The following is a 17,201-nucleotide window of genomic DNA, read 5'->3' as shown; positions in this document are numbered from 1 at the left end:
CCCTACAAATGTCTGACTTCAATCCCAGCCGCAACGAGGACGAGTACTTCCTCCTCAAGGACCAGGAACTCATCGCCGCCCACCGCGCCAAGCTCGACGCCGAGCGCAAGGCGGCCGAGCGCAGCAAGCACTATATGAAGTGCCCCAAGTGCGGCGCCGACCTCAAGGAGACTGAGCTCAAGCAGGTCCACGTGGACGTCTGCCCCGACTGCAAGGGCCTCTGGCTCGACGCCGGCGAGCTGGAACTCATCGGCAAGGTGAAGGAGTCGTCGATGGGCGGTTTTCTCCGCGACCTTCTCAAGGGACTGCCCGGCTCGTGAGCGCCACTCCCCGCCCCGGCGATCCCGCCATCACGCCCGCGCTCGTCGCCGAGCACGGGCTGACGCCCTACGAGTACGAGAAGCTCGAGGCGATGCTCGGCCGCACGCCGACCTTCACCGAGCTTGGCGTGATCTCCGCGCTGTGGAGCGAGCACTGCTCCTACAAGCACTCACGCCCCGTGCTCAAGACGCTCCCCACCCAGGCTCCGTGGGTCCTGCAGGGGCCCGGCGAGAACGCCGGCGTCATCGGCATCGGCGACGGACTCGCCGTGGCCTTCAAAATCGAATCGCACAACCACCCCTCGGCCGTCGAGCCCTACCAGGGAGCGGCCACCGGCGTGGGCGGCATCCTGCGTGACGTGTTCACGATGGGCGCCCGGCCGATCGCGATGCTGAACTCGCTGCGCTTCGGCTCGCTCGAGACGCCCCGCGTCCGCTACCTCGTCGGCGGCGTGGTCAAGGGCATCGGCGACTACGGCAACTGTGTCGGCATCCCGACGGTGGCCGGCGACGTGATGTTCGACGCGGCCTACGAGGGCAACCCGCTGGTCAACGCGATGTGCGTCGGCCTGATGAAGGTCGAGGAGCTCATCACCGCCAAGGCGCAGGGCATCGGCAACCCGATCATCGCCGTCGGCGCCCGCACCGGTCGCGACGGCATCCACGGCGCGTCCTTCGCCTCCGAGGATCTCTCCGAGGAGAACGAAGCCAAGCGGCCGCGCGTGCAGGTCGGCGATCCGTTCACCGAGAAGCTGCTGCTCGAGGCCTCGCTCGAACTCATCCGCAGCGGCCACATCGTCGCGATCCAGGATATGGGGGCCGCGGGCCTCACCAGCTCCAGCGCCGAGATGGCCGAGCGTGGCGACGTCGGCGTGACCATCGACACCACCAAGGTGCCGGTGCGCGAAGAAGGGATGACGCCCTACGAGACCCTGCTCTCGGAATCGCAGGAGCGGATGCTCGTCGTCGCCAAGAAGGGGCACGAGGCACAGGTCAAGCAGATCCTCGCCAAGTGGGACCTCGCCGCCGAGGTGATCGGCGAAGTCATCGCCGAGCCGGTGTATCGCGTCACCGAGGGCGACCGCGTCGTCGCGGAGTTCCCTGGCACGCGCCTCGTCACCGACTGCCCGCAGTACCATCCCGAGGCGAAGGAGAGCGACGAAGCCGTCGCGCGCCGCACCCGCGACGTGCACGCCATCGCCGAACTCCCCAGCGAGAAGGATCCCGCCTGGACGCTGGAGCGCCTGCTGCAGGCGCCGACGGTCGCCAGCAAGCACTGGATCCACCGGCAGTACGACTCCACCGTACGCACCAGCACCGTGATGGGCCCGGGCCACGGCGACGCCGCCGTCCTGCGCATCCGCGGCAGCAAGAAGGCGCTGGCGGTGAAGACGGATTGCAACGGCCGCTATGTGTTCCTCGATCCGCGTGTCGGCGGCCGCATCGCCGTGGCCGAGGCCGCGCGCAACGTGGCCTGCGTCGGCGCCACGCCGCGCGCCATCACCAACTGCCTCAACTTCGGCAATCCCAAGAAGCCCGAGGTGTTCTTCCAGTTCCGCGAGGCCGTGTACGGGATGGGTGATGCCTGCCGCGCTCTCGAGACGCCCGTGACCGGCGGCAACGTCTCGCTGTACAACGAGAACCCGCAGGGGGCGGTGTACCCCACCCCGACGATCGGGATGGTCGGCGTGCTCGACGACGCCTCGCACGCCACCGCGATGCGCTTCCGGCAGGCTGGCGATGCCATCGTCCTGCTGGGCGAGAACACCGCTGAGCTCGGCGGCTCGGAGTATCTCGCCTGGATCCACGGCGTCGTCGCCGGTGCACCACCCGCGGTGAACCTTGAAGGCGAGAAGAAGCTGATCGACGCCATCCTCGAGAGCATTCGCAGCGGGCTGCTGCACTCCGCGCACGACTGCTCGGAAGGAGGCCTCGCCGTCGCACTCGCCGAATGCTGCGTCGCCGACCGCGACCGCCCGATGGGAGCGAAGGTGGACCTCACGGCCTGGCCGACAATTCCTGCCCGTGCCTTGCTCTTCGGCGAGGCCCAGGGACGCATCGTCGTTTCCACCGCCAGCGCGGAGGCCGTCCTCGCCGTGGCCGCACGGCACGGCGTTCCCGCGCGCATCATCGGCACGGTGACGGACCCAGGTGACGGCCTGCGCATCGCGCACGCCGGCGCAGCGCTTGCACTCTCGACCGCCAAGATGATCGACGCCTACCACGAAGCCCTGCCGCGCGCGATGCAGCGCGCCGCCGCCGAAGCCGTCACTGCCGACCCCGCGTTGGCCGGTGGGGGACACTAGGATGTGTGGCATCTTCGGCATCAGCGGGCACCACGAGGCCGCGGCACTCACGCACCTCGGGCTCTACTCCCTGCAGCACCGTGGCCAAGAGTCCGCCGGCATCGTCGCCGTCCACGACGGTGAGGTCAGCGCGATCCGCGCGATGGGCCTGGTCTCCGACCAGTTCTCGTCCGAGCGGATGGCGACGCTCGCGGGGCCGGTCGCAATGGGCCATACGCGCTACTCCACGGCGGGCTCGTCCAGCATCGAGAACGCGCAGCCGGCGCTCGTGCGCTTCAAGGGCGGCCACATCGCCCTCGCGCACAATGGCAACCTGACCAACGCGCTCGACATCCGCGGCGAGCTCGAGGACGAAGGTTCCATCTTCTCCTCCTCGGCCGACTCCGAGGTCATCGTGCATCGCTTGGCCAAGGCCAAGGCCGAGCGCCCGGAGGAGAAGCTGGCCGAAGCCCTGCGCGGTGTCGAAGGGGCGTACTCGCTGCTCATCATCATCGGCGACACGCTGGTGGCCGCACGTGACCCGCTCGGCTGGCGGCCGCTGGTGATGGGACGCCTCAATGGCGCGTACGTGTTCGCCTCCGAGACCTGCGCACTCGACATCGTCGGCGCCACGGTGGAGCGCGAGGTGAAGCCCGGCGAGATCATCGCCATCGCGCCCGACGGCACGATGCGCTCGCTGGAGCGCGGCGCGGCCACCAAGCTGCACCGCTGCGTGTTCGAGTACGTGTACTTCGCGCGGCCGGACTCCAGCGTCTTCGGTGGCTCGGTGGACCGGGCGCGGCGCGCACTGGGTCGCCAGCTCGCTACGGAGCATCCGGCCCCGGGCGCGGACCTCGTCTTCAGCGTGCCGGACTCCTCCAACTCGGCGGCCCTGGGCTTCGCCGAGGTCAGCGGGCTACCGCTGGAATTGGCGCTGATCCGGAACCACTACGTGGGCCGCACGTTCATCCAACCGACGCAGTCCGGTCGCGATGCGAAGGTGAAGGTGAAGTACAACCCGGTCCGCGAGATCCTCGCGGGCAAGAAGGTCGTGATGGTGGACGACTCGATCGTCCGTGGCACCACCACACGCGGGCTCGTGGCGCTGATTCGCGGCGCGGGCGCCACAGAAGTGCATATGCGGGTCTCGTCTCCCCCGATCACGGGACCCTGCTGGTACGGCATCGACACACCGGACCGCGACCAGCTCATCGCGGCCCAGCACAGTACCGAAGAGATCGCGCGGCAGATCGGGGTGGACTCGCTAGGCTACCTCTCCTTGGAGGGGATGCTCGGGGCGGTTCCGGGAGGGCCCGACGGCTTCTGCCACGCGTGCTTCTCGGGCCAGTATCCCACCCAGCCGCCCAGCGTCGGACCCGTGAGGCTCCGGCGCGCGTAGCGGCGTCACCGCCTCACGGCGGGGAGTGCTCGTAGTGGACAAAGCAGTCTTCTTCTTCGGTAGCGGCAAGGCAGAGGCAGGGCGCGAGGACCGCGACCTGCTCGGCGGCAAGGGCGCGAATCTCGCCGAGATGACGAACCTGGGCGTGCCGGTGCCCCCCGGATTCACCATCGCCTGCAACCTCTGCGACCACTTCCTGGCGCACGGCAAGGCGCCGGACGGCCTCTCGGCCGAGGTCGAGCGCGCAATCACGCGGCTGGAGGAAGCGGCCGGCAGGCGCCTCGGCGATGCGTCCAACCCCTTGCTCGTGTCGGTGCGTTCAGGCGCGCGCGTGTCGATGCCTGGGATGATGGAGACGATCCTCAACCTCGGCCTGAACGACGAGACGGTGCGTGGCCTGGCCGCCCAGAGCGGCTCGCCGCGCTTCGCCTACGACTCCTACCGAAGACTGCTCCAGATGTACGGCGACGTGGTGCTCGGCGTGCCCTTCGCCGACTTCGAGCACCTGCTGGCCGCCAAGCGGCTCACCAGCGGCGTGCGCAGCGACGCCGAGCTGCCGGCCGAGGCGCTGGTCCTGCTGGTGCAGGAGTATCAGGCGCTTATTCGCTCAGCCACGGGCAAGGCGTTTCCCGCAGACCCGCGCGAGCAGCTCTGGGGTGCCATCGAGGCCGTGTGGCGCTCGTGGACGCTCAAGAAGGCGGTGGACTACCGGCGAGTGAACCACATCGCCGAGGCGCCAGGCACGGCCGTCAACATCGTCGCGATGGTCTTCGGCAATCTCGGCGACGACTCCGGCACCGGCGTGGCCTTCACCCGTGACCCGAGCACCGGCGAGAAGCGATTCTACGGCGAGTTCCTCGTGAACGCGCAGGGCGAAGACGTCGTCGCCGGCATCCGCACGCCAGAGCCCATCGACCAGATGGCCACGCGCTTGCCCAAGGCCTACGAGGACCTGCTGCGGACGCAGGCGCTGATCGAGGCGCACTTCCGCGATATGCAGGACCTCGAGTTCACCGTCGAACGTGGCAAGCTGTACCTGCTGCAGACTCGCACCGGCAAGCGCACGGCCGCGGCGGCTGTGCGCATCGCCCGCGACCTCGTGCACGAAGGGCTGATCACCAAGGCCGAGGCCCTGCAACGTGTCCCCGCGCGCCAGCTCGACCAGTTGCTGCATCCCGTGATCGACTCGTCCGTCATACACACGACGCTCTGCAAGGGACTGCCGGCGTCGCCAGGCGCGGCCAGTGGCATCGCGGTCTTCGACGCCGATGTGGCGGAGGAGCGTGGTAGCCGTGGCGAGAGCGTCATCTTGGTCCGCGACGAGACCACGCCTGAGGACTTCCACGGCATCGTCGCCGCCCGCGCCGTGCTCACGGCGCGTGGCGGGATGACCTCGCACGCCGCAGTCGTCGCGCGTGGGATGGGCAAGTGCGCCGTCGTAGGCTGCGACACGATCCGCGTGCACGCGGCGCAGCGGCGCTTCACCGTCGGCGAAGTCGAGGTCAGCGAGGGCGACTGGATTACGCTCGACGGCGCCACCGGCGAGGTGTTCCTTGGCGACCTGCCCACGATGCCCTCGCAGGTGATGCAGGTGAACGCCGGTACGATGCGCCCAGAGGACTCGCCGGTGTACCAGGGCTTCGCCGAGTTGCTGGGCTGGGCCGACGAGCGACGCCGCTTGCGTGTGCGCACCAACGCCGACACACCGAAGGACGCCGAGGTCGCGCGCGCGTTCGGCGCCGAGGGCATCGGGCTCTGCCGCACTGAGCATATGTTCTTCGACGGCGACCGCATCCACGCGATGCGCGAGATGATCGTCTCCAACGACGAGGGCGGACGACGCCGCGCGCTGGCCAAGCTGCTGCCGATGCAGCGCGGGGACTTCGAGGGCATCTTCACGGCGATGGCAGGCTTCCCCGTCACCATCCGCCTGCTCGACCCGCCGCTACACGAGTTTCTTCCACACGGCGGCGAAGAGGCCAAGCTGCTCGCGCGCCGCGTCGGGGTCACACGCCGCGAGTTGATGCGCGTGGTGGAGGGACTGCGCGAGACGAATCCGATGCTTGGCCATCGCGGGTGCCGCCTCGGCATCACCTACCCCGAGATCACCGAGATGCAGGCCCGCGCGATCTTCGAGGCGGCCAGCGCCTGCCAGCGTCGCGGCATCGCCGTGCACCCCGAGGTGATGATCCCGCTCGTGAGCACCGTCGAGGAATTCCGGCACCAACGCAAGCTCGTGGACCGGATGGCCGAACTGGTGCGGCAGGAGACCGGCGTCACCGTGGCCTACCTCGTGGGCACGATGATCGAACTCCCGCGCGCCGCGCTGACCGCTGCCGCGATTGCGAAGGAGGCCGAGTTCTTCTCCTTCGGCACCAACGACCTCACGCAGACCACGCTCGGACTCAGCCGAGACGATGCCGGCCGCTTCCTGCCGTACTATGTGGAGAAGGGCATCTACCCCGAGGATCCGTTCCAGGTGCTCGACGTAGATGGCGTGGGCCAGCTGATTTCGCTCGCGACCGCGCAGGGGCGCTCATCTCGTGCCGGCCTCAAGGTCGGCATCTGCGGCGAGCACGGCGGCGAACCCAAGTCGGTGTCCTTCTGCCACGATGCGGGCCTCGACTACGTAAGCTGTTCGCCGTACCGCGTGCCTATCGCGCGACTGGCCGCGGCCCAAGCCGTGGGTGCCTGATTCCTGCGCGCCTCCCCACCCCTCCCCCGAGAGTACCCGTGACGCAGCGCCAGCCAATCTCCGCCGCCGACGCCCCCAAGGCCATCGGCCCGTACTCGCAGGCCATCTGGAGCGGCCACGAGCTCTTCTGCTCCGGCCAGACGCCGATCGACCCCGCCACCGGTAAGCTCATTGACGGCGACGTGACGGCGCAGACGCATCGCGTCTTCGACAACCTCGCCGCGGTCCTCGCCGCCGCCGGCCTCTCCTTGGCCGATGCGATCAAGTGCAACGTGTACCTCACCGATATGAACGACTTCGGGGCGATGAACGCCGCGTACCAGCAGCGCTTCACCGCCCCGTATCCGGCTCGCACGACGGTGGCCGCTGCCGGCCTGCCGCTCGGCGCCCGCGTCGAGATCGAGCTTATGGCCCGCCGAGCGGGATAGACACGCCGTAGTGCCGCAGCAGGCTCACGAGGAAAGCGAGCCCGATGACCACAAAGATCAACTTGGGCAACGCCGTCGGCGGCTCCGGGTACTTCACAGCAAAGGAGCTCTGGGCATCCAGCGGCACGTGTCCGACGCGCGTGAGCGTCGCGCCGAACGGCACGTTCATCTTGACGCGGCCGTTCACCGCCCATCCGTTCGCATCGAGGATCGGACCCAAGTTGCGCTGTCGCAGCTTGAGCCACGCGATGGCCATCGACGGCAGCGAGATCAGGAAGACCAAGCCCGCCAGCACCAGGATCACCTGCCAGAACGGGAGCGTGAGCGTCCTGGTCGCGTAGCCGGCGATTGCCGCAAAGGCCGTCGCCAACGCGCCGAACGCCACGCCCAGTGCTGCGACGGTGCCGACGTCCACCTTCTTGGCGGGCTCTGGCGTGGGCTGCTGGCTGTCGAGCGTGCCCACGGTCGTGGCCGCCGCTGTCACCTTCTCGTCTGAGGCCGCTGCGCCCGCGGCGGCGCGCTTGGCCACCTGCTCCTCGATGAGCCGCACGAGCTTCTTGTACGGCGCCCAGAACGCCTGTTGGATGCTGATCGGGTTCTCGACGATCTTGGTGATCGTCGCGTCCCAGTCGCGCCCCTTGCGGTCGTAGAAGACGCCGTTGCGGCCGACCATCAGGTTGTCGGAGTCACCGCCGGTGAAGGCGGCGGCAATCGTCATCTTCTCGCCGTTCGGGCGCGAGCAGTCGCAGTACGCCAGATAGCTCTTGGCGAGTCCCGCCAGCGCGGCGTGCTTGCCGGCGTCGTCCACGCGCACGCAGAGGTCGGCGCGGCGGCCGTCGAGGTACAGCGTGCCCACCTGGAACACGGCCGGGCGCTCGCGGCCGTAGAAGTCGCGGAAGGACACGAAGTTGTTGAGCAACTGCGCGAGGTCACGGTGATAGCGCGCCAAGCGCTCGACCTTGTCCATCGCGTCCATTGCCGGGGCGAGCTTCAAATCCTCGGCGATCAACGCCGAGAGCTTCGCCCGGCTCGGCGAGGCGAGCAGCGCCCGCACGCGCGCGATGCCTAGGGGCTCGACGCGCGTGCCGGCCTTGTTCGCCGACCAAGCCACGTGCGGCGCGACGGTTGCCGTGAGCGTATCCCACTCGGCTTCGCTGAGCGCCTCGCGCGCACCGAGCAGCGGCGTGACGACCAGCTCGCGGAACGCCCGCATCGCGGTCGCCCACGCCGGGTTGACGCCGTCGGCCAGCGGAAGCGGACGTCCGGCTTCGATCCGCGCGAGCGGAAACTCTGCCGCCGCCTCGACCTTCGGCCCCAGCGCCTGCGCACCGAGCGCCGCGAACTCGGCCGCATCGCGATTCAGCGCCGCGGTGGCACGGTCGTCGAATGCCGCCACGCGGCAGCGCGCGAAGTAGTCGTCGACTTTGGCGCGGATGCCCTGCAGCGCACCGACGGCGGCCACCGTCCCGTCACCGAAGGGCAGCAGCGTCTTCGCGTCCGCTTCCGATTGCGCCCACCAGCCCACGTAAGCCTCGCACTCCGCGACGAATCCGTCCAGCGTCTCCTGCGAGAAGCCAGGCCGGCCGCTGCGATCGTTCACGGCACCCATCGTCGCGACGATGGCCTCGGCGAGCTCGCGGTCCGCGCCTTCAGCAGCCACCTCCATCGGGACGACGCCGTCCCCATTGAAGGTCGTGTGGGCGAAGACACGCGCGAGCTGCATCGTATCGTCCACCGAGATTGTCGCGTGCTCCGGCTTCTCCAGGTGGACCAAGATCTCGCGGGCCGCGGCCAGGATGCGGCGGCCATCCTCCGTCGCATCGTTGATGGCCGCGATGGCGAGATCGCCGCCCTGCAAGACCACGGCGGGGTCCTTGAGTTGGGCACAGGTCCACTCGACCGCTTCCAAGACTTCCGGCACGCGGATGCGCTTGTCGCCGTCCGTGTCCATCAGCGCCAACGTGCGCTCGTCGATCTCCAGTCCCTTCACCGGGCAGGCCAGCGCCACCCAGAGCGTCGGATCCAACGTGCGGAGATGGCGAAGGTCCTCGGCGGTCTCGAACGAGACTTGATCGGAGCCGCCGGCGCGGAAGAAGCGCCACGAATGCTTGGTCGGGGTCATTGCGGGAATATTGCGCTCGGGCGAGCGCACGGCGAGGGGTAACGGACCGACGGCGGCGATTGACCCGTCGCGGTTCGGCGCCCACCTTCCGCCGATGCGCGAGATCTTCGGAGCCTTCCTGCGCCTCGGGCTGACGTCGTTCGGCGGTCCGGTCGCGCACCTCGGCTACTTTCGCAAGGAATTCGTGGAGCGCCGGCGGTGGCTCGACGAAGCCAGCTTCGGGCAACTGCTGACCATCGCGCAGTTCCTGCCGGGCCCGGCGTCGAGCCAGCTCGGATTCGGCATCGGGATGCTCCGAGGGGGCCTGCCCGGCGGCATCGCGGCCTTCGTGGCGTTCACGCTGCCCTCGGCCCTGATGATGGTGGCCATCGCCGTCTTCGGCATCGTCGGCGGAAGCGGCAGCATCCTGCACGGGCTCAAGCTCGTCGCGGCTATCGTCGTGACGGACGGCGTGTGGCGTATGGCGCGCCAACTGACTCCCGACGCACAGCGTTTGGCCATTGCGGCACTCGCCCTCGCCGGGATGCTCCTACTGCCCGTCGCCTGGATGCAACTCGTTGTGATTGCACTGGGGATGGTGCTTGGCGCTCTCATTGTGCGACTGCCCACGAGCGCGCAGCCCGCTGCGCTGCCCGTGCGGCATAGCGTGCGCGACGGCAGCGTCGCGATTGCGATCTTCGCCGCGATGCTCGCGGCCGCGCTGGCGTGGACCCCCGACGTCCCAAGCCTTCTCGCCATTCCGTCGGCATTCTGGCGGGCGGGATCGCTGGTCTTTGGTGGGGGACACGTCGTGCTCCCCCTGCTCGAGTCGTCCGTGGTCGCCCCCGGCTGGGTGACCAACGAGGCGTTCCTGGCGGGCTACGGCGCCGCACAGGCGGTCCCGGGACCAATGTTCTCGCTGGCGGCGTATCTCGGCGCCCTTGTTCCTTCCGGGCTTACCGGGGCCGCCGGACCACTGCTGGGCGCACTGGTCGCCACGCTGGCGGTCTTCGCGCCGGGGTTCTTGCTCTACTACGGAATCCTTCCTGTCTGGGGCCGACTCGCCGCCCGCCCGGGAGCCCTCAACGCCATCGCCGGCACGAATGCGGCGGTCGTCGGATTGCTTGCCGCGGCACTGTACGACCCCGTCCTACGCAGCGGAGTGGTCTCGTGGACCGATGCCGCCATCGCGGGCATCGGACTGCTGCTCCACGCGAGTCTCAAGCGGCCGACGCTGGTCGTCGTGGCCTGGTGCGTCGTGGCTGCCGCGCTTGCGGCCTGAGCTCCAGATCCACCGCGAAGCAGCCGCCCTTGACATTCATCAACGTATCTTGATACGTTGATATATGACCAAGACCTTCACGGCAGCTGACAGCGCCCTCGAGCGTCACGCCACGCTCTTCCGCGCCCTCTCAGACCCGCGCCGCCTCCGCATCCTCGAGCTGCTCCGGCTCGGTGAGCAGTGTGTCTGTGACCTCCAGACCGCACTCGACTGCGGGCAATCCCTGCTCTCCTTCCATCTCAAGACGCTCCGCGATGCCGGGCTCGTCACGATGCGCAAGGAAGGCCGCTGGTCCCATTACACGCTCGCGCCGGACGCCTTCGTCCACGCGGAGCACGCGGTCGCCGCGTACCGTGCGCCGGTCGCCAGCAGCCGACGACTCGAGATCAGCTGCTGCGCCTAGTCCTGACATTCTTGCACTTCACTCCTGCACACCTCGCACAATGTCCACGACTCCTGATTCCGACATCCACACCCTCGTCCGCAGCCGCTACGGCGCCACCGCCAAAGCGGTCGCCGCCGGTCAGACCTCCTCCTGCTGCGGCGGCGGTAGCTGCTGCAGCTCCGACACCAAGGACCCCATCACCTCGGACCTCTACGAGGCCGCCGAAGTCCAGGGCATCCCGGCCACGGCCGTGCTCGCCTCCCTCGGTTGCGGCAACCCGACGGCGCTCGCCGAACTGCGGGCCGGCGAGACCGTACTCGATCTCGGCTCGGGCGGCGGCATCGACGTCCTCCTCTCGGCCCAGCGCGTCGGCCCCACGGGCCACGTCTATGGCTTGGATATGACCGACGAAATGCTCGACCTCGCGCGCCGGAACGCCGAGGCTGCTGGCGTCGGCAACGTGACCTTCCTCAAGGGCCAGATCGAGCAGATTCCCCTGCCGGACAACTCGGTCGACGTGATCATCTCCAACTGCGTCATCAACCTCGCCGTGGACAAGCCGCAGGTGATCCGCGAGGCCTTCCGCGTGCTCCGGCCCGGCGGTCGCTTCGCGGTCTCCGACGTCGTCGTGCGCGGCGACGTGCCGGCGGACGTGCGTCGCTCGATGGAACTATGGGTCGGCTGCATCGCCGGTGCGCTCGAAGAGCGCGAGTTCGTCTCGCTGCTCGATGCCGCGGGATTCGTCTCGCCGAGCGTGGAGCCCACGCGCATCTATCGCGCTGAGGATGCCCGCGCCTTCCTGCAGGCGTCTGGCTTGGACGCCGACCGCGTCGCCGATGACATCGACGGCACGTTTTGCAGCGCGTTCGTGCGGGCCATCAAGCCGGGAACCGCTGCGTGAGCGCTCCACTCCCGAAGGCCACCGACCAGGTTCGCCCCGCCACCGCGCACGACGTCGTCGCGGTGCAAGCCTTGCTGCGCGAGGCGGCGCTGCCGCTTGATGGCGTGCCGAACGACCTTGCCGACTTCCTCGTCGCGGAGCGCGATGGCGCGGTCGTCGCCGCGATCGGCCTTGAGCGCTACGGCAGGCACGGCCTGCTGCGCAGTGCCGTCGTGCACCCGTCGCTACGCGGCAGCGGCATCGGCGACGCGTTGGTGACGGAGTTGCTCGCGCACGCACGGCGCAGCGGACTCGTGGACCTGACCTTGCTCACGACCACGGCCGCGGCGTGGTTCCCGCGCTTCGGCTTCGCCACCGTCACGCGTGACGAGGTGCCCTCGGCGGTACACGCATCCGCCGAGTTCCAGGGTGCCTGCCCTGCCTCGGCCACGGTGATGTTGCGCGCCCTGTGAGCGACCTGGACGTCGCCGTCATCGGCGGAGGGCAAGCGGCACTCGCCGCCGGCTACTTCCTGCGGCGCAGCGGTCTCAGCTTCCAGCTGCTCGATGCTGAACCGGAGCCAGGCGGCGCGTGGCGGCACACCTGGCCCTCGCTGCGACTCTTCTCGCCGGCGCGCTGGAGCTCGTTGCCGGGTTGGCTGATGCCGCCGACGTCCGCCACCTACCCCACGCGCGACGAAGCCTTGGCGTATCTGGCCGCATACGAGCAGCGATATGAACTCCCGGTGCGGCGGCCCGTTCGGGTGCGGAGCGTCGAGCGCGCTGGTGAGGACCTGCGGCTGTTGCTTGCGGACGGCGGCGAGCTTGTCGCGCGTGCCGTCATCTCGGCCACTGGCACCTGGTCGAGACCGCATCGCCCGCAGTTCACCGGCCAGGAGCAGTTCGCCGGCCGCATCGTGCACTCGGCGGAGCACGCGGGTCCCGCATCCTTCTCCGGCCAGCGCGTCCTCGTGGTGGGCGCTGGCAATTCCGGGGCGCAGATCTTCGCGGACCTCGTGGACCACGCCGACGTGCAGTGGGTGACGCAGGAGCCCCCGGTCTTCCTGCCGGATGACGTTGATGGGCAGGTACTCTTTGATCAGGCGACCGTGCGATACCAAGCCATCAAGGAAGGACGCACCCCGCCGCCGCCCCGTTCCCTCGGCGACATCGTGATGGTCGAAAGCGTCCGTGCGATCCGCGAGCGCGGCCTGCTGGAGGCACGTCCGCTCTTCACGCAGCTCACGGCGAACGGCGTGCAGTGGCCGGACGGCTCGTCGAGCGCCGTGGACGCAATCATCCTCGCGACCGGCTTCCGTCCGGCATTGGACCACCTCGCCCCGCTCGCGACGCCAAACGAGCGCGGCCGGCTGGAGATGGACGGCCTGCACGCGGCGGCGCATCCCAGACTCTTTCCGCTCGGCTACGGTAACTGGACCGGCTTCGCCAGCGCGACCCTCGTCGGTGCCGGCCGCGCGGCAAAGGCCGTGGTGGATGCCGTGACCAAGACGCTGAGCTAGAGAAAGAAAGCGGAGCACTTAAGACGAAAGGGGTACCGAGCATTGCTCAGCACCCCTTCCATCATCCGTCATCCGTCATCCGTCCTAACTCACCACAGTGGAGGCGGAGGGATTCGAACCCTCGTCTTGCATAAGATCTTCCACAGCGTCTACGCGCGTAGCCACTCAATTGATGTTTCCGGGCGCTGGCCGAGTGGCCGCCGTCGCACGGATGATCCCATCTGAATCTCGTCAGCCGGCGGTGGGCACGCCGTTTGACCAGCCCGGAATTGCGATACCTGAGTGACGCCCCGGGCAGGGCTTCCTCTCAGGCACTGCTACGGTAAAGCTAGGCTTTACGCAGCGAGAGCGAAGTTGTTGTTCGCAGTTGGAATTTCCCGAGGGTTTTGCGAGGGACCCGAGGACCTCGGCGCGCAGCCATAGAGCCACCTACACAATCGAAACCAGTCGCCCCCTGTGCTACACGGGGAATATACACCTAGCGGCCCCGATTTGTCCCCGCCCGCCCTACGGCTCGGCGACCACGACGAGGTTCCTTCCCCCGTGCTTGGCCTGGTACAGCGCCTGGTCCGCGCGGTCGAAGAGCGCCCCCGCCCCACCGGAGCGCGCGGTGTACATCGCGACGCCGAAGCTCGCGGTCACTTGGATCACACCGATCGACGTGCGCACGGCCATATCCGCAATCGCTTGGCGGCAGCGCTCCGCCACCCCGATCGCGCCCTCGCGGTCGGTCTGGAACAGCAGGAGCGCCAGCTCCTCGCCCCCGAGCCGCGACAAGCGGTCAGTGCCGCGACGCTCAGCGCTGAGTGCCGCGCCCACCCGCTTCAACACGTGGTCACCCGCGTCGTGGCCGTAAGTGTCGTTCACCTTCTTGAAGTGATCGACGTCCACGATCACGAGCGCCGCCGACCCGCCGTAGCGGTCGGTCTCGCTGATCATTCGCGCGAACTCCTCATCGAAGGCGCGGCGGTTCGGCAGGCCCGTGAGCTGGTCGGTCTTGGCCCGCTCGTTCGCGTCGGCGTAGGCCCAGGCGGTGTCCAGCGCACCCGCGGCGATGGTGCTCAGGTCGTTGGCCGCGTAGGCATCGGCCTGTCCAATGCCGTTGCGCTCCTCGTGACCCAAGACAAGCACGCCGATGACCTGGTCGTTCGCCGAGCGGCGAATCGGCACCGCCGCAAACGCACGGACCCGATTCGACAGCGTCGTGTCGTCGAAGACGGAATCCTTCGCGCTGATGAGGGGGCGCGTGTCACCGATGATCTTTGCGTCACCGGTCGCGAAGACGTCCCCCACCACCGTGCCGCGCCGGGCGGTGCTGTGCTGGGGGAAGGGATGAAACTCCCCATCGACCGTTGAGCTGGTGCGGACCACCGTCGGGACCTCGCGTTCACGGTTCCCCCGCACGAGCGCGCACCACGTGGCGCCCGTGACCGCCCCGGCGTGGTCTACGAGCATCGCCTCCAAGCCGAGGCTGTCACGGCTGGCTTGGAACGTCGTCGCGGCGCGAATCATCGAGCGCAGTCGCTTGTTGGATCTGGCGAGCGAGGCGCGCGTCCGCAGGAGTTCGTGCCGCGACGCGACTTCCAGGGCGCAGCGCTCGAGCGCGTCGAGAATCGTCGTGCGCGGCAAGGCCGGTGCCTCGCGGAAGTGCAGCGTCACCGCCCCTCGGCCCTGATTCACCGTCACGCCCACCGCGGCGATGCGCAGGGCTGCACCGTCGGGATTGAACGTCGTCCGCTGCTCCGAGGCCGCGAGCTCCATCAGCAGACGCGCCGAGGAGTCGAGCGCCGGTGGCTCAACGCCCCGCGACCACGCCGAGGCCAGCAGGTGACCCCCGTCTTCCTCGTGCGGCTCCCACAGGACGGCCTCATCCGCGCCCGCCTGATGCGCCACCAGCTGCAACAGGCGAATCAGCATCGTGCGGTCTTCGCGCTCAGCGTCCGCCGGGACGGGCTGTTCGTCCGACCGGAACGCGTCGAGCAGCAGACGGGTGTCCACGCCGTGCCCGCCGCTGCTGCGTGCCAGCGGGCGCGCCCCGCCGCTCACGTGCGGTGGCGCAACCGGGGCCCGCAGCGCTCGGCGCTGGCGCAGCCACCACCACGCCACGCCGGCCGCCGCCGCCGCCGCCAGGACGAAGACCCAGGCCATCACTCAGCCCGCGAGAATCCGCGACGCCGCCACCGCCGCGCCGAAGCCATTGTCGATGTTGCACACGGTGACGCCAGCGGCGCAGGAGTTGAGCATCGTGAGCAACGGCGCCAGCCCGTCGAAGGCCGCGCCATAGCCGACACTCGTCGGCACCGCGATCACCGGCACGCGCACCAGCCCGCCGACCACCGACGGAAGCGCGCCGTCCATTCCCGCGACGACAATCACCACCGCTGCGCCGTGCAACGTGTCCCGCTGCGAGAGAATGCGATGGATGCCGGCCACGCCAACATCGGTCACGCGCAGCACCGGATGCCCGAACGCATCCAGCGTCGCCGCTGCCTCCTCCGCCACCGGGAGATCGCTGGTCCCCGCCGTCACGATGACCACCGGCCGCGTCCCCTTTGCCGGCGGCGTGCCACCGCGCAGCAGCACGGTGCGTCCGGCCTCGTTCACCTCGACGCCCGGCCAGCGCCGCTGCAGCGCCGCGCGGGCGGCAGCCTCCGTGCGCGTCACGAGGAAGCCGTCGCCGTGTGCTGCGAGCCGCTCGCAGATCGCCACGATCTGCTCCGCGAGCTTACCCTGCCCGAACACCACCTCGGGAAAGCCCTGCCGCAGCGCGCGGTGCCGATCGAGCGTCGCGAACCCGAGTTCGTCCACCGGCGCATCGTCCAGTTGCGAGAGGGCGGCCTCCACTGGAAGCCGCCCGTCCGCCACCGCCGCCAGCATCTCCCGCACGCGGTCGCGCCTCACGCCGCCTCCGCCGAACGCATCCAGTCGCTGGCGAGATACTCGGCGAAGATGCCCTCGACTTCGTCGAAGGAGTTCACCGCGTGCAGCTTCTTGCGGAGGTCGGCCGAGTTGGGCAGACCCTTCACGTACCAGCCGAGGTGCTTGCGGAACTCCAGCGCCGCGCCGATCGGGTCTGCCTCGTAGGACTGGACCATCCGCGCGTGGTCGAGCGCAATCTTGAATCGCTCCTCCACGCCCGGCGCCGCCGGCATCGGCCGGCCGTCCAGCAGCGCGCGCGCCTGACGGAAGATCCACGGCTGCCCGAACGAACCGCGCGCGATCATCACCGCGTCGCAGCCCGTCTCGCGATGCATCCGGTACGCGTCGGCGGCGGTCTTGATGTCGCCGTTGCCGATGACCGGCACGTCCACCGCCTCCTTCACCCGCGCGATCTCTTCCCAGCGGGCCTGCCCCGTGTACATCTGCGTGCGCGTACGCGGGTGCAAGGCGATCGCCCGGGCGCCGGCCTCTTGGCACTTGAGGGCGATACGCACCGGGTCCCGCATCTCTTCGTTCCAGCCGCTGCGGATCTTCACCGTCACCGGGAGCGTGGTCCCGGAGATCACCGCACGGATCACCCGCTGCACGAGGTCGAGGTCGCGAAGGCAACCCGAGCCGCCGTTGCGCTTGACGACCTTCTTCACCGGGCAGCCGAAGTTGATGTCGATGTAGTCCGGCTGGAAGACGTCCGTGACCAGCGCGGCCGCCTCGCGCATCGCGTCCGGCTCGGCGCCGAAGATCTGCACGCCGATGGGATGCTCGTCGGGCGTGAAGCGCAGCTTGGAGAGGGTCGCCTCGTTCTCCCGGCGGATGCCTTCGGCCGAGAGGAACTCCGTCACCACCACGTCCGCGCCCCAGGCCCGGCAGAGGCGTCGGAACGGAGATTCCGAGACGCCTGCCATCGGGGCCAGGAAGACGGGGACGGCCGAGGGGCCTGTGGGGTACGGGAAGCGCATCTAGGGAAAGG

General features: G+C 69.1%; 14 protein-coding genes and 1 other RNA gene. 10 read left to right on the top strand and 5 right to left on the bottom strand.

The window, feature by feature from the left end; genetic code table 11:
- Positions 1 to 8: 8 nt before the first annotated feature.
- The 5 genes from KF689_06020 (at position 9) to KF689_06000 (ending at position 7,127) form a co-directional block, all read left to right on the top strand.
- Positions 9 to 320, top strand: a complete 312-nt coding sequence (locus KF689_06020; protein ID MBX3132926.1) for a zf-TFIIB domain-containing protein — start codon at positions 9 to 11, stop codon at positions 318 to 320.
- A 92-nt stretch (positions 321 to 412) separates the two neighbouring features.
- Positions 413 to 2,626 carry a phosphoribosylformylglycinamidine synthase subunit PurL gene (gene purL, locus KF689_06015; protein ID MBX3132925.1) on the top strand — a complete coding sequence of 738 codons (2,214 nt, stop codon included), beginning with the start codon at positions 413 to 415 and terminating at the stop codon, positions 2,624 to 2,626.
- A 1-nt stretch (position 2,627) separates the two neighbouring features.
- A complete protein-coding gene (locus KF689_06010; GenBank protein ID MBX3132924.1) occupies positions 2,628 to 4,004 on the top strand; it encodes an amidophosphoribosyltransferase in 1,377 nt (458 codons plus the stop codon).
- 34 nt (positions 4,005 to 4,038) lie between these two features.
- On the top strand, positions 4,039 to 6,699 hold the full coding sequence (gene ppdK, locus KF689_06005; GenBank protein MBX3132923.1) for a pyruvate, phosphate dikinase: 2,661 nt from the start codon (positions 4,039 to 4,041) through the stop codon (positions 6,697 to 6,699).
- 38 nt (positions 6,700 to 6,737) lie between these two features.
- Positions 6,738 to 7,127, top strand: coding sequence for a Rid family detoxifying hydrolase (locus KF689_06000; GenBank protein ID MBX3132922.1), 390 nt, complete (start codon positions 6,738 to 6,740; stop codon positions 7,125 to 7,127).
- On the opposite strand, the gene KF689_05995 is transcribed toward KF689_06000, so the two are convergent.
- On the bottom strand, positions 7,105 to 9,249 hold the full coding sequence (locus KF689_05995) for a hypothetical protein (protein ID MBX3132921.1): 2,145 nt from the start codon (positions 9,247 to 9,249) through the stop codon (positions 7,105 to 7,107). The genes KF689_06000 and KF689_05995 overlap by 23 nt on opposite strands.
- Positions 9,250 to 9,343: 94 nt before the next feature.
- Between KF689_05995 and chrA the strand changes: the two genes are divergently transcribed.
- The 5 genes from chrA to KF689_05970 all read left to right on the top strand — a co-directional run bounded on the left by chrA (position 9,344) and on the right by KF689_05970 (position 13,294).
- Positions 9,344 to 10,510: a chromate efflux transporter gene (gene chrA / locus KF689_05990; GenBank protein ID MBX3132920.1), complete on the top strand. Its 1,167-nt coding sequence runs from the start codon at positions 9,344 to 9,346 to the stop codon at positions 10,508 to 10,510.
- Between the two features lie 64 nt (positions 10,511 to 10,574).
- Positions 10,575 to 10,913: a helix-turn-helix transcriptional regulator gene (locus KF689_05985; protein ID MBX3132919.1), complete on the top strand. Its 339-nt coding sequence runs from the start codon at positions 10,575 to 10,577 to the stop codon at positions 10,911 to 10,913.
- Positions 10,914 to 10,953: 40 nt separating this feature from the next.
- Positions 10,954 to 11,796 (top strand): arsenite methyltransferase, encoded by an 843-nt coding sequence (locus KF689_05980; GenBank protein MBX3132918.1) that lies wholly within the window; start codon positions 10,954 to 10,956, stop codon positions 11,794 to 11,796.
- Positions 11,793 to 12,248, top strand: a complete 456-nt coding sequence (locus KF689_05975) for a GNAT family N-acetyltransferase (GenBank protein MBX3132917.1) — start codon at positions 11,793 to 11,795, stop codon at positions 12,246 to 12,248. Before KF689_05980 ends, KF689_05975 begins: the two co-directional genes overlap by 4 nt.
- Positions 12,245 to 13,294: an NAD(P)-binding domain-containing protein gene (locus KF689_05970; GenBank protein MBX3132916.1), complete on the top strand. Its 1,050-nt coding sequence runs from the start codon at positions 12,245 to 12,247 to the stop codon at positions 13,292 to 13,294. Before KF689_05975 ends, KF689_05970 begins: the two co-directional genes overlap by 4 nt.
- A 95-nt stretch (positions 13,295 to 13,389) precedes the next feature.
- Here KF689_05970 and ssrA read toward each other — a convergent pair.
- The 4 genes from ssrA to dusB all read right to left on the bottom strand — a co-directional run bounded on the left by ssrA (position 13,390) and on the right by dusB (position 17,190).
- Positions 13,390 to 13,749: a transfer-messenger RNA gene (gene ssrA, locus KF689_05965) on the bottom strand.
- Positions 13,750 to 13,801: 52 nt separating this feature from the next.
- Positions 13,802 to 15,442: a GGDEF domain-containing protein gene (locus KF689_05960; protein MBX3132915.1), complete on the bottom strand. Its 1,641-nt coding sequence runs from the start codon at positions 15,440 to 15,442 to the stop codon at positions 13,802 to 13,804.
- A 3-nt stretch (positions 15,443 to 15,445) separates the two neighbouring features.
- On the bottom strand, positions 15,446 to 16,195 hold the full coding sequence (gene larB, locus KF689_05955) for a nickel pincer cofactor biosynthesis protein LarB (GenBank protein MBX3132914.1): 750 nt from the start codon (positions 16,193 to 16,195) through the stop codon (positions 15,446 to 15,448).
- Entirely contained in the window at positions 16,192 to 17,190 is a 999-nt protein-coding gene (dusB, locus tag KF689_05950) for a tRNA dihydrouridine synthase DusB (GenBank protein ID MBX3132913.1), read from the bottom strand. Before dusB ends, larB begins: the two co-directional genes overlap by 4 nt.
- Positions 17,191 to 17,201 lie beyond the last annotated feature (11 nt).

It is taken from the genome of Gemmatimonadaceae bacterium (assembly GCA_019637355.1).
In the GTDB taxonomy this organism is placed as follows: Bacteria; Gemmatimonadota; Gemmatimonadetes; order Gemmatimonadales; family Gemmatimonadaceae; genus Pseudogemmatithrix.
This window is presented reverse-complemented; position numbering and strand designations above follow the sequence as displayed.